We start from the raw sequence: 13646 nt of genomic DNA, 5'->3' as shown, positions 1-13646 counted from the left end.
GCATGAAAATTTTTCCCAATTCTGGCGCCGCCATGCATTGCTTGAGATCCACTCGTTCTAAGCCTGCATCGGTACGCAATGTGGGGACAGATGTGGGGACAAGGCAAATCCTAATATAATATATTTATATAATTCAATGGATTGATAGGCATGGTTCTACGGACACCCCATCCGCCATTTGCCACCTGTGCGGACCTAGGCTGCGGTTCTTGGCGGAAGGCAAGCGCTCGAGTATCGGACGTCTGGATGATGCGACCGGCCACCTCGCCGGTTCCCCGCGCGAGAGCGCGCCCGAACGTTGGCTGGTGCGACCGTCAATGCAACTGGTAGGAAAGTCCCATGATCCGATCCGCGCTCATCCTTGGCCTGGCATGCGTCGTGGTTGCGGGTGGCACTGCAGACGCCAAAACCGATGTGGTGCTGCGCCCCGATGTTTCGTTCCAGCCGCTTAACCCGGCTCGCGGAAACGCCAGCCCGCAGGCGGGCGTACTGTGGGGCGATCTCCGAGACGACGTGCCGACCGGCGCGATCATTGAATTCGGAGCAGGCTTTTCGTCGCCGCCGCACATCCACAACATTACCTACCGTGCCGTCGTGATCGAGGGAGCCGTGCACAATGACGATCCCGATGCCGCGAACATGTGGATGGGTCCAGGGTCGTTCTGGACGCAGCCCGCGGGCAAAGACCACGTCACCTCAGCCGCGGCCGAGACCGGCGCGTCGATCTTCCTGGAGATTCTCCAAGGCCCGTATCTGGTTCAGCCATCAGAGGAGGCCTTCGAAAGTGACGAGCACTCCATCAATCTGGAGTCTGGCAACATCGTCTGGCTTGAGGCCTCCGATGTGACATGGATACAGCAGGACGAAGGACCGCAAATGGCGTTCCTTTGGGGCGGCACTGCGGCGAACGAGATGAACGGGACCTTCCTGAAGCTCCCGGCCGGCTTCCGAGGAGAACTGCGCGGAAACGGCGCCCAGATTCACGCCGTGACGATCCGCGGTGAAGTCACGCTTGATATTCCGGGCCAGGACAGGTCGGCGGACCTGGTGCCCGGCAGTTATTTCGGCGCCGCTGACGACCGGGGCCGCCGGATTACCTGCAAGGCGGAGCGGGACTGCGTCTTCTACATCCGCACCGAGGGAAAATACGATCTGATCCGGTCGTGAGGCTGGAACCCGCCACTGCCACGTCGAGCAGCCCGGCCGGTTCGCCCCGTGCGACGCGTCACGGCCTTGTTTGAGTAGGCAAACTCTTCCTCGTCATGTCATAGTTTCGTGTCATGGATCGGTCTTTTGGGGGCACGATTCCATGGAGGGAGAATGATCATATGCCGTTACTCACACCGCCCGACGACCCGTCAGCAAAGCGGGTAAACCTGGCGATCGGAATATCCCTGTTCGCCGTCGCTCTCGGTTTTCTGAATCTCTGCTTCTTCCTCTGGAGTCGGTAGCACTTCCATAGGGCTATCCGGCCCGGCTGCAGATTCAGTCGCCGTCAGGCCCCGCCATCTTGGCGGCGCCGGGCCAGCCCGTATGGGACAGGTCGAAGACGATGCCGTCGGGCGACAGGAACTTGGCTTCGTAGAACGCCTTGTCGCCGGGCGGCGATGACCCCATCGATACCGCTCCTGCCGCGATAGCCTGCTGACGGGCGCTATCCAGGTCATCGACCCACAGACCGAAGTGGTCGATGCCAAGCCGTTCCTCGGGTGTCTCCTTCTTCAGCAATGCCACAGTCATGACCCCGTCGCTCATATGACAGCCGCAGCGGGCCTCGCCCGTGCGCTTCATGCCGAATGCGGCGGCGAAGAACCGGGCAGATGCCTCGGGGTCTTCAACAATAAGGGCGATATGCCGCAACTTGGCCATCGTGAGTCTCCGCGTGGTTCAGGCGTCCGATGGTGCCGGCGCGGGCGCGCCGGGCCGAAGCGCCAGGCTCCAATCCGTATGAAAATCCGACAGGAAATCGATGAGCTTGCCGCTCGGTGCGGCGGCGATTTCGTCGACCTCGGTGATGGCCAGAGGCGAAGGCGGCGAGCCCATCACCGGCTCCCACGCCCGCAGCATCTCCTGGCGGAAGGCGCCGGGAATAGGGCTGACAATACGCAGCCTCAGGGTAAAACGGTTCTGTAAATCCTGGTGAAGCTGGTAGCGCCGCAGAAACCGGAGATCCTCCGGCGCCTGGCGCTCGATGGCGTTGCGTATGGCGCGGACCCGCTCGCGCGAACCCGAGGGCAGGTCCGCATAGCTCCTGTACCGGCCCGCAATATCGCCGAACACTGGCAGCGTGCGGCCGCACGGACAGGGTCCGTCCATTGCCTCGGCAAGGTCGCCCGTATCGTATCGGATCAGCGGCTGGGCCACATTGTTGAGACCGGTTACCAGAATGTGGCCCACCTCGCCCGGCGCGCACGCACTGCCGTCGCCACGGGTGATCTGTACAAGGCATAATTCACTATTCACATGATAGCGGCCGGCCGCGCAACGGGTCGCGACCTTGCCGATCTCGTTCAGCCCGTATGACATGTGCACAGGGCAGCCATAATATTGCTCCAGCCGGGCGCGTAGCGACGGCGTCAGCTGCGAGCCGATCCCGACAATGGCCTTCAGGCTGTCGACAGGCTTCTGGCCCGAATTGGCGAGCAGCCATTCCTCGAAGACACCGGGAAAGGTGGTGGCGTAGGCTGGGCGCAATTGCTGGAGCAGTTCGACCTGGCGTTCCATGGGCGTCGAAACCGCGATGCCGTATTCTGGGCCCGTATGGAAGTGAAGACCGAGATGGTTCCATTGCGACGCTACGGAATATCCACCATCGCCAATCTGCAGGCCCTCGCGCGTGGCTTGCAAATCCAGCCGTGGCCGCACGTCGATGCGGGCTTCCATCGGGTGCAGCCCGTGCCACCTGGCCGTACGTTGCCGCAGGAGGCCAAACATGGCAGAACTCTTGAATGTGTGCAGCACGGACACTGGGCGTCCCGTGGTCCCGGAGGACTTCGTGCCACCGTAAAGCTGTTCGCCGGGCGGGAGACGCGGGGCAGCCATCTGGCTCGAATACTCGAGCAGATCGTGTTTGGTCAGCGTGGGTAGCTTCGCAAGATCTTCGGGTGTCTCGATGTGCCTGCAAGTCAGGCCCAGCCGCTTGAACAGCGACGCATAATAGGGCGTACCTGCGGTTGCAAATGCGACGATCCCCTGTACGGCCCGCGCCATCCTGATCTGGTGCTCGGCAGGCGCAAGGAATTCATTTTTCAGGAGTTCGTCATATGCCCGAAAATTGGCGAATTCAGGTTTCAACCGCCAGCGACTGTGCTCCTTCAATTCGCGTTCCAGGGCGTCCATCAGTCCTGTCCCGCGAACAAGGATGAGGATTGTCCCCAGGCTTCCTCGAAAACGATCTCCTCGAGCGGACGGCGGGTACGCGGTCCGGTCTCCCTGACGCGCAGGTCAGGTGGCAGCGCGCCCGGATCGCCCAGGTAGCCGACCGCGATTATGATTCCCGGTGCAAACAATGGCGGGATGTCGAAGTCACGTTGGGCCTTCTCAGGATCGAACGCCGCCATTGGATGGCAATGCAGACCCAGATGCTGACCCTGGAGCATGAACGACATGACCGAGAGTCCCAGATCATGCATGCAATGGGGATAAGGCACGAAGTCGGCCTTCACCTGGCTGAAGCGCCGGCGCATCACCGAAGCCAGTACCAGCACCGGCACGCAATGGGCCCATTCCCTGTTGTGAGGGTCGAGGCACGTGAACAGCTTCTCGTACGCCATGCCGCCCTTGCGGCCGAGCAGGAACCGCGATGGTTGTGTGTTATGGGCCGAGGGCGCCAGCCTTGCAGCCTCGAACATGCTCTGCAGCTTGTGGGCTTCCGGTTGGCGACCGGCGAAACTACGGGGGCTCCATCGCTCGAGGATGGCCGGAAGCACCGGATAGCGGGTGTCCAGTCGGTTGTTCACCAGCAGGTTCCTGAATGTTTCATCGAGGTTGCCGACGCCAGACACCCGACTTTATGCCAAAAACTTTTCAACCGGATAAAACGAATCGCTCCGCTCCTCGCAGGCATCCTCGTACACGCCAGCGCCATCCCGCGCCGACCAGTCCCACGCCTTGATCGTCCAGCGGAGGCAGGCCTGCATGGCCTCCTCGACCCGTTCAGCGGTCATCCCGACCGCGTGCAGCACGTCGTCATCCATGCCCGACTTCAGCAGCGTATCCCGACGGCCGCTGACATTGGAAATCCACTGGTCGCGGTTCAGATGGAAGGTGCCCGGGTCAAAAGGCTGAGGTGAGAAGCGGAGCGATACGGGAAACGCCTGTGCCCTGCCCGGCTCGAACAGCACCGCGAAGCGGAGATCCCACAGATGGTCGCCGTCCGCCATGGGATAGCCGGTCGAGCGGACGAACTCAAAACCACCTATCGGAAATATGGTCGCTTCTGTGTTCTCGCCGTATTTTGCCAGGCAGTCCGCCAGCAGTGCGTCAATGCGGCCGACGATAGCGTCCTCGCCCATCTCGGGCACGGCAACATGTACACCGGTGCCGCCGCTTGTGTCGCTGGGCTTCAGAACGACAGGACCATGCTCCAGCATGACACGGGTCTTGGCCAACGCCTCGTCCCGGGACTGTGCCGAGAAGTGACGCAGTGGCCGAATGCCGGTGCCGGTGAGCAGACGTTGCTGCAGGCACTTGTCGTGGAAGGTCCCCGCAAGACGCCACGCGTGGAGAACTCGCAAATCGGCCTCGGCCATCCGCCTGTCATCGCGCTGCAATGTGCCGATCCTTGTCAACTCGGACAACAGGTTGGGATTGCCCATGAAGATCAACGGCCGGCCGCGATATTCGAGTTGCCGCGTGGCCGGATTGATGTCCACATGCGCCGCGATGGACGGCACATCGCCCATGACCACGGCGACGGGTGCGTCGTCCAGGGCGTCGGTGGCGGCATGTGTCGATACGGCGATCCCCGGCAACATGCGGTCCAGTGTCTCGGCGAACAGGTCCACGCGGGGATAGAACTCGCCCCCGGTGCGGAAGAATTTCCAGTGCTGGTGCGCATGAACGGTGGCCACGGGTCGGGTCAACGTGCCGTCGGCGCGAAGGTAGCCGAGTTCGCGGGCGCGCCGAATCGTCTGGCGCGCCTCGTTGTCTGCCCGCAAACTGCTGTCGCCGGTCAAGGCGTCTGATCCGACGGCGTTGGGGCCGTTCACTTCATGGCAGGCCAACATTCCGGTGGCGGAATCGAGCACAAGGTCGGCAAAGATGATTCCATAATCGTCGATCAGGTCGGCGGAATAGTGCCGCGGATAGCCCTTCGCCGCCGCCAACGCGGCGTCGCCCAGCCGCCATTCTTCGATATCGTTCATGCCGGAAAAAATATTGCGGATGAATCGGTGCCGATCAGGTCTCATGCCACCTGCTCCATTATGAGGGGCTTGAGTTCCACAGACACGGTCGGCATCGCGACCGCGATCCGGCCGCCGGTATCGGTCGTCGTCGATGGCAGCCTGGCCCGGCGTATTCCCGCCCGGGTCGGATAGGACAGCATACCGTCCGCAAAGCAATCTTCCAGCCACGGCACCCAGCGCGCTGCCAGGGCGATGGTGGCCAGGCCGGTTTGCGGCGCGCCGCCATGCTGGCCGTTGGCATTGTGGAATTCGACGATTGCATCGCCATGTCTGCCGCTGATGATAGCGAGTTTGCAGGCAGGATCGTCGCCCAGCAACTCGCGTCGGGCGGATTCGGGCCTGAGACCGGCGGGCAATCCGCCAAACACCAGCGCGTAATCGTTGAGCGCGGGCACGAGGACGACACGGCGACCGTGCCATGACCGTTCTTCCGGCGTGGTGGCCGGCACATGCCAGGTCTGTGACACCGCCGCGCCGTCGATCTGTGCCGCAACGTCACAGGGGAGCGCCGCGGCGCCATGCACCTTTGTCCGAACGATGCCGCTTCCGCCAAGGCTGGCGATCGCCGCCGCAGTGGAGTTGCCGCAGAAAACCCGCGCCGCCGTGCCGCCTGAGGTTGCCTGAAATGTCCAGATACCGAACCTGTCGAGCATCACCAGCTTGCCATAGGCACACGCATCCGCATCCGGTCTGGCGAGTTGGGCCAGACTGTGAATATCCATGGGGTCGGGGGTGGATGTGTGGCGCCGGTCAGCGATGATCCCGGCGGTCAACGGTCTGCCGCTGTCATGAGTGAGAAATGTCGAGACCATGGCCATCAATTACATCGGCCCCCTCGGCCAAATTCCGCGATGGCGGAAGAATAGAGCGGCGCATGTGCCTGACGAACCGGGCCGTCCGCCAACAGATGCTATGCGGGTTTTCCTCGATCCTCAAGGGTGGCTCGATTGTTACTTGAGCGTCGCGGTGATACCTGGCGGATATCGCAGCAGCGCATCCGGCTTCTCCGGTGCATGGCATCGGACCCGGGGCGTCCTGCAGCGTTCTCCTGTGCATGCGCCGGTGCCGGAGAGACCTGTCATGAACGTCATCGTCATTCAGCCATTGATCGCCCTGATCGCCGGGACCGTCATCCTGCTGGTTCCGAAGAGTCTCAACTACGTGATCGCCATTTCCCGACCCTGGCGGGGCTTGTACGCCTGTTCCCGGCGCTCACGGGATGTGCGCCATCCGCCGGCGCAGGATTGCCAGCAATCCCCGCGCCAGCGAGGTGGCGGTGAATCGCCGGGACAACGGCGGCACATGCACGAACGCTGTGTATCGGGGCCAGCCGTTGTTCATGCTGAAGTTCAGCAATGACCAGTAAGTACTGTTACAGACATAGCTACCGGCATTATCGGATACGCGGTACGGCAATTTCGAGAGACGGAGCGACAGTCCGATCTCGGCCACGGGCCATGCGCCGTGAAGCCGTCCCGGAGCGCCGGCCCTGCCAACGCCCGATGAAGGCGCGCCAGCCTTTCGACACGCAGATGCGGGCCGCGCGCCAATCCGGTGAGCAGACACGCATCGGGACGGTGCCGCTCCAGCAACATCTTCAGCGTCTGCGCCGCTCGTGTGTGATGAACCGGCAGGCGCTCGACGATGACATTTGGGCCGAGGGCCTTGCCGGCGATGCGGGTTGCCTCCCAGCTCGAATTGATCCGATGACCGCCGAACGGCTCGAAACCGGTGAGAAGAATGACGGGCTTGCTGTGCATGGCACGACGTTAGCACAACAGGGTAGGCACATCCCGGAGGGCTGGATATTCTGGCCCCAACCGAGGAGGAGGTGTCGATGAAGGACTTGCGGGACAAGGTTGCCGTCATAACCGGCGGCAACAGCGGCATCGGTCTGGGCGTTGCCCGGGCGCTGGCCGCCGAAGGTGTGCATCTCATGCTCACCGGCCTCCACGCCGACAAGTCGGAGCGGGCGGCCGGGATGTTGGCGGCAGAATACGGCATTCGCGCCATCGGCGTCGGCAGCGACGCATCGAAGCGCGAGGATGTCGAGGCGCTGGCAGACCGTGCATTCAAGGAATTCGGACAGGTCGACATGCTCGTCGCCAATGCGGGCGTGGGGATTCGCGGCCAGATGCACAGCATCAGCGACAACGATTGGGACTGGCTGATGGGCGTCAACGTGCGCGGGGTCTATCTTGCCTGCTCGGCGTTCATTACCCGCTTCCTTGGCCAGGGCAAACCGGCGCATATCGTCATCACCGGTTCCGAGCAGAGCGTCGGGATGACTCCCTATGGCAGCATGCCGATCTATGCCGCCTCGAAACACGCGCTGCTCGGTCTTGCCGACGCCGTGCGCGCCGACTACGCCAGCAACGACATCTCGGTCACCTTGCTATGTCCCGGCCCTGTGGCGACCGATATATGGGACATCGAGCGCGACCGGCCGGCCCAGTATGGCGAGCGCGCCGCCTCGAACGAGGAATCGAAAAAGCTGATCATGGACCTGGGCATGGACGCCGACCTGGTGGGACGAATGGCGGTGGAAGGCGTGAAGGCCGGCGACTTCTACGTGTTCACCCACGAATACATTCGCGACCTGGTCGAGGGACGCTACAAGGAAATGATCGCGGCGCTCGACAAGACGGACGCGTTTACCGGATAGGTCCGCCGGGCACTCGCGCGGCATGCTGACGGGGCAGTGCCGTCGGCTTCAGTCGCGCTTCAGCCAGTCCATGATGGCGGGATAGGCCGAGCGGTCCTGCATGACGAACAGGTGGCCGCCTTCGAAGATCTTCAACTCGGCGCCCGGTATGCGCGCGGCCATCCTTTCCTGGGTGGCCGCGAGCGCGATGCCATCATAGCGGCCGCCGCATATCAGGGTCGGGGCTCGGATTTCGTCCAGGCGATCGAACGTATCGTGGCCGCGGCGGGCATCGAGTTGCCGCGCCCTGCCCTCGGCCCAGCCGGGCTCGTCCGCGTGCTGCCGTTCGGCCGCCAGTGACTGGCCGATAAACTGGGACACCTCTTCGGGATGGGCGGCCTGCCATTCGGGTGTTCGGCGCAGATCGGCCAGCGCCATGGCGCGCCGCGCACGTTCTTCAGGTCCAAGTTTTGCCAGTTCATGCAGCGGGTAGGAGGCGCCTCCGGCGCCGCCCGGCGAGGTGACGCACAAGACCAGTCTGTCGACGCGTCCCGGATGACGGATGGCGAATTCCTGCGCCACCATGCCGCCGAACGAATAGCCGAGCACATGGCAACTCTGCCATCCGACTGCGTTGAGCAGCCGGGCCGCGTCGTCGGCGTAGTCACGCATGGTGTAGGGACCAGCCGGCTTGTCCGTCTGGCCGAGACCGCGCTGATCATAGGCCAGCAAGTTGAACTGCTTCGCCAGGGGCGACTGCATCGGACCGATCGGATTACGCAAATCGCCGCCGGTGCCGTTGATGAACAACAGCCGGTGACCATTACCCGTCATTTCGTAATAAATCCGGATGCTGCCGGCCTGGATGAAGGGCATGAGCCCTCTCCTGCGCTCTGTCTCTCCTTGCGCCCGAGCGTGCACCGGGCATGATGGGGCCGCAAGCGGCAAACAGGGGAACGTCGTGCCATTTACTTCCAATCTGACACCGGCGCTGTTCGATGAGGCGCTGATCGATGCCGAGACGCGGGCGGTTATCGACCGCATTGATGCCGCCCTTGCCAAGGCGCCGCCCATCGAGACCGTGCCGCCCACGGTGATCCGCGAGGCCCGCGCCCGCGGCGATGGCGTCTTCCCTGCCCGCCCGAAGTCGGCCAGGGCCATGACACGCGAGATTCCGGGGCCCGGCGGTCCCATCCAATTGCGACTGGTGGCGCCCGAGCAGCCTCGCGGCGTCTATATGCACATTCACGGCGGTGGCTGGATGAATGGCGCAAATGATCAGAATGACCCCTTGTTGGAGCATCTCTGCGACCGCCACGGGCTGGCTGTCGTCAGCGTGGGCTACCGACTCGCGCCGGAGAATCCCTATCCAGCCGCGCCTGACGATTGCGAAGCAGCGGCGCTTTGGCTGGCGGCCCATGCCGCCACCCAGTTTGGAACCGACTGGTTCGCGATCGGCGGTGAATCGGCAGGCGCCCATCTCGCGGCGGTGACCATGTTGCGTATGCGCGACCGCCACGGCTTCCAGTTCCAGGCGGCCAACCTCGTCTATGGCGTGTTCGATCTGGCGCTGACGCCGAGCGTGCGCAATTGGGGCGCGCGCCGGCTGGTGCTGAACACCCATACGATTACCTGGTTTCGCGACGTGTTCGCCACCGATCCCGCGACCTGGCCGACACCGGACGTGTCTCCCATCCAGGGCGACCTGCACGGCTTCCCTCCCGCGCTTTTTACCGTGGGAACGCTTGATCCGCTGATCGACGACACCTTGTTCATGCACGCAAAATGGGCTGCGGCGGGCAATCATGCCGAACTCGAGGTCTTCCCTGGTGGGACCCACGGCTTCCCGGCGTTCGGCGGACCCCTGGCCCGGCGTTTCCGCGACCGGGTTGACGATTTCCTTGAACGTTGCCTGATCTGATCCGCTCTACCCTGTCTAGGCAGCGCCTTCCGAGAGCGCAATGGGTTCGTCGGCGCCGGTGAACTCGGCGACCTTGTTGCGGCCTGCCGACTTGGCCGCATAAAGCGCCTTGTCGGCACGGTTGAGCGCAGGGGTCAGTTCGCTCTCGTCATCCCGGACAAGGGTGACGCCGATGCTGATGGTAAAGCTGACAAAGCCCGACTCTGTCGGCGTTCGAAGCCGGGCCACGTCACCGCGAAGCCGTTCGGCCATCTGCATTGCGCGCTCGAGCGACACGCCGGGCATCAGGATAGCGAATTCTTCACCGCCAATCCGCCCAAGCACATCGGAATTTCTGGAGCGCGCCGCGAGGGCCGTCGCCATGGCCATGAGGACCTCATCGCCGGCTTGATGGCCCTGGGTATCGTTGATGCGCTTGAAGTGATCGGCGTCGATGCTCATCAGTGCGCTCGGCGCGCCGTCACGGCGGGCACGCCGCACCTCGGCGAAGGCGCTGTCGAGGAAACTGCGCCGGTTGAGAAGACCTGTCAGCGGATCCGTCGAGGCCAGCTGTAGCAGGTCCGTCGTATAGTGCACGATGCGTCTGACCATGGGATTGAAGATGATCCCGGCTTCCATTGCCAGGGTTAGAAAGACCATGGCCAGCATTGAGTTCTGCATCCGCTCTAGACGTCGCAATTGCTCGATGGTGTAGGCGTTGTAGATGTCGACGATGCGTCTCAGTCCCTGGTAGACGGCGCCGTCGGCATCGGCCAGAACCAGGGCAAGGTCCTGATGAATCTCCGCTGAACCCGGCTGCGCTGCGGCGACTCGCCGTGCCGTGTCGACATAGGTGTCGATTCGAGCCTTGAGGCTGGTTTCCCCGAGATAGACCGACCGGAGAGCGGCGATCACCGCCTCGGGCAGCTTTGCCGCATCCATGTGGGCAATCAGCGCGTCGTGATCGGCGGACAGATGGTCGATTTCGCGTACCAGGCGATTGTGGGCGCTGACATCGCCGGCTGCGTACTGCGAGGCATAGCGCGCAATGAGCTGCACGAGTGTCTGCTGCTGGCCGCTGACCACGTTGAGAAAGGTCGAGCCGCCATTTTCACGCAGTACGCGGGTGAACGAGACATGCGAGGCTACGGCGATCATGGCGAGGATGGCCAACGCGACGACGTAGCGGAACGTCAGGATGCGGGCAGATACCTCCTGTGCGGCAACGCGCTCGCCACCGGAGCGTATTTCCGGCATGTCCCCTCCATTCTCGGGCCACATACTCGGCCCAGGTGCAGACAAGCAAGACCCGGAAATGCCCGTTACGCAAGCGTATCCAGCACTGGAGGCAATAAAGGGGGACCCCAGTCTGGGGGGTGCCCTAGCGGTAATACTCCAGGTAGAAGCGCGAACCGGCCTGCGGCAGGATGCGGTGCATCACCACCGGCTCGATCACGGCCGGCGCCTCGGCGGTTACCGTAACCTGTTCGTTCCGTTCGGGGATTTCGTAGACCACCTCGCCCTTCTGGACGACGATCTTGGCCCAGACACCAGAGCGTACGCGATGGTCGTTCTTCATCATGCCGGGCGTGGTCTTGTCGGTGTAGACCTGCGTCTTCTGGTACGGACGGACGGTGTCAGGAATCTCCTGCATGATTCTCCCCATTCTCGCGCGGAAGCAAACTGTTCGCCCAAATCCTGCCCAAGTCGGCGGTCAGCATGCAACCATTGATTTCAGGAGCCGAAGGCAGCGGCTGAGAGGTTCATACATCATGCGCCAGAGCGCTTGAACCCCATTTGACCTGCCGCTCGGGATTCGACCGCATTCCTCCAGACTGGGCGCCGATGGCGCCCATTTTTTTGAGTGCCGCGCTTTACGCACGAGGCAGCGCCGCGCCATAGTCTGGTCCATGGCCCTTCGGTTGCTCGTGCTCCTGTCATTGCTGATCGTCACGCCGGCCATTGCAGCCGGTCCCATGCACGGAATCGCCATGCATGGCGCGCCCAAATACAGCGCGGGTTTCGAGCACACCGACTATGTCAATCCGGCGGCGCCCAAGGGCGGGCGGTTGGTGCTGTCCAGGGCCGGTTCGTTCGACAGCCTCAACCCGTTCATTATCCGGGGCAATCGGGCTGACGGCGTCTCGCTGGTATTCGATACGCTGATGACGCGCGGCCTCGACGAACCGTTCACACTCTATGGGCTGGTTGCCGAATCGATCGAGGTGCCTGACGACCGCTCCTGGGTGATCTTTCGCCTGCGGCCCGAGGCGCGGTTTCACGACGGCAAGCCGGTGACGGTCGACGACGTGATCTTTTCCCTGGAAACATTGCGCGATCATGGCCGCCCCAACCATCACACCTATTATTCGCAGGTCACCAGGATTGACCGTGTCGGCCCGCGCGGCGTGAAGTTCACTTTCGGCGCGTCCGCCGACCGCGAATTGCCGCTGATCCTTGGATTGCTGCCGGTGCTTCCCCGGCACTGGTTCGACAACCGGCAGTTCGATCGTCCGAGTCTCGACGTGATCCCGGGTACCGGCCCTTACCGGGTTGAATCCGTCAGTCCGGGCCGGAGCATCACCTATCGCCGTGATCCGGGCTATTGGGGGCGCGATCTGCCCATCAACCGGGGGCGGTTTAATTTCGACGAAGTCCGCTACGACTATTTTCGCGACGACGACATGGCGTTGGAAGCCTTCAAGGCAGGTTCGGTGGACTTCCGGGCCGAAAGCAGCCCGCGCAAATGGGCAAGCGCTTATGACAGCAAGGCATTGCGCGATGGCCGGATTGTCAAACGGGTGCTGCCCAACGGCCTGCCCGCCGGGCTGAACGGCCTGGTGTTCAATACCAGACGGCCGATGTTCCGCGATATCAGGGTGCGGGCGGCGCTGGTCGAGGCCTTCAATTTTGAATGGCTGAACCAGAAGCTGTTCTATGGCGCCTATTCACGGACCCGGGGCGTGTTCGACAATTCCGAATTGTCCGCCCCGCTCACGCCCGGCAAGGACGAACTGGCGCTGGCGGCCGAACTGGGCGCATCGTCCCACCCTGCCCTGCGCGGGCCACTCACTCCGCCGCCCGTGTCGGGGCCTGACGATGGAGGACGGGTCAATCTCGCCAAGGCCAAGACGGCATTCGACGCGCTGGGCTACAAGGTCGTGAACGGGGTGCTGACGGGGCAGGATGGCATGCCGTTCACGTTCGAGATCATGCTCGATGATCCCGCCAATCTCCGGGTGGCCCAGCAATATGCCCGCGACCTTGAGCGCCTGGGCATCCATGTCGACGCCCGGTTGGTTGATAGCGCCCAATACCAGGAGCGGATGACCACCTACGATTTCGATATGGCGGTCTATTTCTGGGGCCAGTCATTGTCACCCGGCAACGAACAGGCATTCTATTGGGGTGTGGCAGCTGCCGACAGCCCGGGAACGCGCAACTATATGGGCGTGAAGGACCCCCTGATCGACAGGCTGGTGCAGCGGATCACCGCCGCGCGGACTCGGGCCGGGCTGGTGACGGCCACGAGGCTGCTCGACCGGGTGCTGCGCGCCGGCGTCTACGTGATCCCGCTCTATCATCTCAAGGGTGACCGGGTCGCATACTGGACCAGGATCGCCATGCCGGCCGTCACGCCGCTGACCGGCTATGCCCCGGAAACCTGGTGGTCCACTGGCAAATAGCGCCGTCC

Annotated in this window: 14 protein-coding genes; 6 read left to right on the top strand and 8 right to left on the bottom strand. The window is 63.1% G+C overall.

The annotated features are described in order from the left end of the window. The first annotated feature begins 378 nt into the window (after nt 1-378). Nucleotides 379-1167: a DUF4437 domain-containing protein gene (locus WJU21_RS01620; protein WP_346321632.1), complete on the top strand. Its 789-nt coding sequence runs from the start codon at nt 379-381 to the stop codon at nt 1165-1167. Between the two features lie 318 nt (nt 1168-1485). Here the strand turns inward: WJU21_RS01620 and WJU21_RS01615 are convergent, their stop codons facing one another. Genes WJU21_RS01615 through WJU21_RS01595 form a run of 5 tightly spaced genes read right to left on the bottom strand, consistent with a single transcriptional unit; the run spans nt 1486 to nt 6226 of the window. Continuing rightward, nucleotides 1486-1869 (bottom strand): VOC family protein, encoded by a 384-nt coding sequence (locus WJU21_RS01615; RefSeq protein ID WP_346321631.1) that lies wholly within the window; start codon nt 1867-1869, stop codon nt 1486-1488. An 18-nt stretch (nt 1870-1887) separates the two neighbouring features. After that, on the bottom strand, nt 1888-3339 hold the full coding sequence (locus tag WJU21_RS01610; RefSeq protein ID WP_346321630.1) for an AMP-binding protein: 1452 nt from the start codon (nt 3337-3339) through the stop codon (nt 1888-1890). Continuing rightward, nucleotides 3339-3959 (bottom strand): nitroreductase family protein, encoded by a 621-nt coding sequence (locus tag WJU21_RS01605; RefSeq protein ID WP_346321629.1) that lies wholly within the window; start codon nt 3957-3959, stop codon nt 3339-3341. The genes WJU21_RS01610 and WJU21_RS01605 overlap by 1 nt, the downstream gene beginning before the upstream one ends. Nucleotides 3960-4010: 51 nt before the next feature. Continuing rightward, the gene (locus WJU21_RS01600; RefSeq protein WP_346321628.1) at nt 4011-5411 is read right to left on the bottom strand and encodes a hypothetical protein; all 1401 of its coding nucleotides are present in this window, start codon (nt 5409-5411) and stop codon (nt 4011-4013) included. Continuing rightward, complete coding sequence (locus WJU21_RS01595; RefSeq protein WP_346321627.1) at nt 5408-6226, bottom strand: hypothetical protein; 819 nt, start codon at nt 6224-6226, stop codon at nt 5408-5410. The genes WJU21_RS01600 and WJU21_RS01595 overlap by 4 nt, the downstream gene beginning before the upstream one ends. A 262-nt stretch (nt 6227-6488) precedes the next feature. On the opposite strand from WJU21_RS01595, the gene WJU21_RS01590 reads away from it, so the two are divergent. The 3 genes from WJU21_RS01590 (at nt 6489) to WJU21_RS01580 (ending at nt 8073) form a co-directional block, all read left to right on the top strand. Further along, nucleotides 6489-6767 (top strand): DUF3096 domain-containing protein, encoded by a 279-nt coding sequence (locus tag WJU21_RS01590; protein ID WP_346321626.1) that lies wholly within the window; start codon nt 6489-6491, stop codon nt 6765-6767. A 98-nt stretch (nt 6768-6865) separates the two neighbouring features. After that, on the top strand, nt 6866-7249 hold the full coding sequence (locus tag WJU21_RS01585) for a hypothetical protein (RefSeq protein ID WP_346321625.1): 384 nt from the start codon (nt 6866-6868) through the stop codon (nt 7247-7249). Next, a complete protein-coding gene (locus WJU21_RS01580; RefSeq protein ID WP_346321624.1) occupies nt 7246-8073 on the top strand; it encodes an SDR family NAD(P)-dependent oxidoreductase in 828 nt (275 codons plus the stop codon). The genes WJU21_RS01585 and WJU21_RS01580 overlap by 4 nt, the downstream gene beginning before the upstream one ends. A gap of 48 nt (nt 8074-8121) precedes the next feature. Here WJU21_RS01580 and WJU21_RS01575 read toward each other — a convergent pair whose 3' ends face one another. Next, nucleotides 8122-8928, bottom strand: coding sequence for an alpha/beta fold hydrolase (locus WJU21_RS01575; protein WP_346321623.1), 807 nt, complete (start codon nt 8926-8928; stop codon nt 8122-8124). A gap of 85 nt (nt 8929-9013) precedes the next feature. On the opposite strand from WJU21_RS01575, the gene WJU21_RS01570 reads away from it, so the two are divergent. After that, nucleotides 9014-9973 carry an alpha/beta hydrolase gene (locus tag WJU21_RS01570; RefSeq protein WP_346321622.1) on the top strand — a complete coding sequence of 320 codons (960 nt, stop codon included), beginning with the start codon at nt 9014-9016 and terminating at the stop codon, nt 9971-9973. A gap of 15 nt (nt 9974-9988) precedes the next feature. Here WJU21_RS01570 and WJU21_RS01565 read toward each other — a convergent pair whose 3' ends face one another. Then, entirely contained in the window at nt 9989-11209 is a 1221-nt protein-coding gene (locus tag WJU21_RS01565) for a GGDEF domain-containing protein (protein WP_346321621.1), read from the bottom strand. 124 nt (nt 11210-11333) lie between these two features. After that, nucleotides 11334-11606, bottom strand: a complete 273-nt coding sequence (locus tag WJU21_RS01560) for a DUF1971 domain-containing protein (RefSeq protein WP_346321620.1) — start codon at nt 11604-11606, stop codon at nt 11334-11336. Nucleotides 11607-11862: 256 nt separating this feature from the next. Between WJU21_RS01560 and WJU21_RS01555 the strand changes: the two genes are divergently transcribed. Beyond that, complete coding sequence (locus tag WJU21_RS01555; RefSeq protein ID WP_346321619.1) at nt 11863-13638, top strand: extracellular solute-binding protein; 1776 nt, start codon at nt 11863-11865, stop codon at nt 13636-13638. Nucleotides 13639-13646 lie beyond the last annotated feature (8 nt).

It is taken from the genome of Emcibacter sp. SYSU 3D8 (assembly GCF_039655875.1).
GTDB lineage: Bacteria > Pseudomonadota > Alphaproteobacteria > SMXS01 > SMXS01 > RI-34.
Note: the sequence above shows the minus strand (reverse complement) of the source record. Positions and strands in the feature narration are given on the sequence as shown.

What these genes read in the sequence shown, in the direction of transcription:
- WJU21_RS01590 (WP_346321626.1), top strand. Translation starts at nt 6,489, where the DNA reads ATGAACGTCATCGTCATTCAGCCATTGATCGCCCTGATCGCCGGGACC.
- WJU21_RS01585 (WP_346321625.1), top strand. Translation starts at nt 6,866, where the DNA reads ATGCGCCGTGAAGCCGTCCCGGAGCGCCGGCCCTGCCAACGCCCGATG.
- WJU21_RS01560 (WP_346321620.1), bottom strand. Translation starts at nt 11,606, where the DNA reads ATGCAGGAGATTCCTGACACCGTCCGTCCGTACCAGAAGACGCAGGTC.
- WJU21_RS01610 (WP_346321630.1), bottom strand. Translation starts at nt 3,339, where the DNA reads ATGGACGCCCTGGAACGCGAATTGAAGGAGCACAGTCGCTGGCGGTTG.
- WJU21_RS01615 (WP_346321631.1), bottom strand. Translation starts at nt 1,869, where the DNA reads ATGGCCAAGTTGCGGCATATCGCCCTTATTGTTGAAGACCCCGAGGCA.
- WJU21_RS01555 (WP_346321619.1), top strand. Translation starts at nt 11,863, where the DNA reads ATGGCCCTTCGGTTGCTCGTGCTCCTGTCATTGCTGATCGTCACGCCG.
- WJU21_RS01575 (WP_346321623.1), bottom strand. Translation starts at nt 8,928, where the DNA reads ATGCCCTTCATCCAGGCCGGCAGCATCCGGATTTATTACGAAATGACG.
- WJU21_RS01595 (WP_346321627.1), bottom strand. Translation starts at nt 6,226, where the DNA reads ATGGCCATGGTCTCGACATTTCTCACTCATGACAGCGGCAGACCGTTG.
- WJU21_RS01565 (WP_346321621.1), bottom strand. Translation starts at nt 11,209, where the DNA reads ATGCCGGAAATACGCTCCGGTGGCGAGCGCGTTGCCGCACAGGAGGTA.
- WJU21_RS01600 (WP_346321628.1), bottom strand. Translation starts at nt 5,411, where the DNA reads ATGAGACCTGATCGGCACCGATTCATCCGCAATATTTTTTCCGGCATG.
- WJU21_RS01580 (WP_346321624.1), top strand. Translation starts at nt 7,246, where the DNA reads ATGAAGGACTTGCGGGACAAGGTTGCCGTCATAACCGGCGGCAACAGC.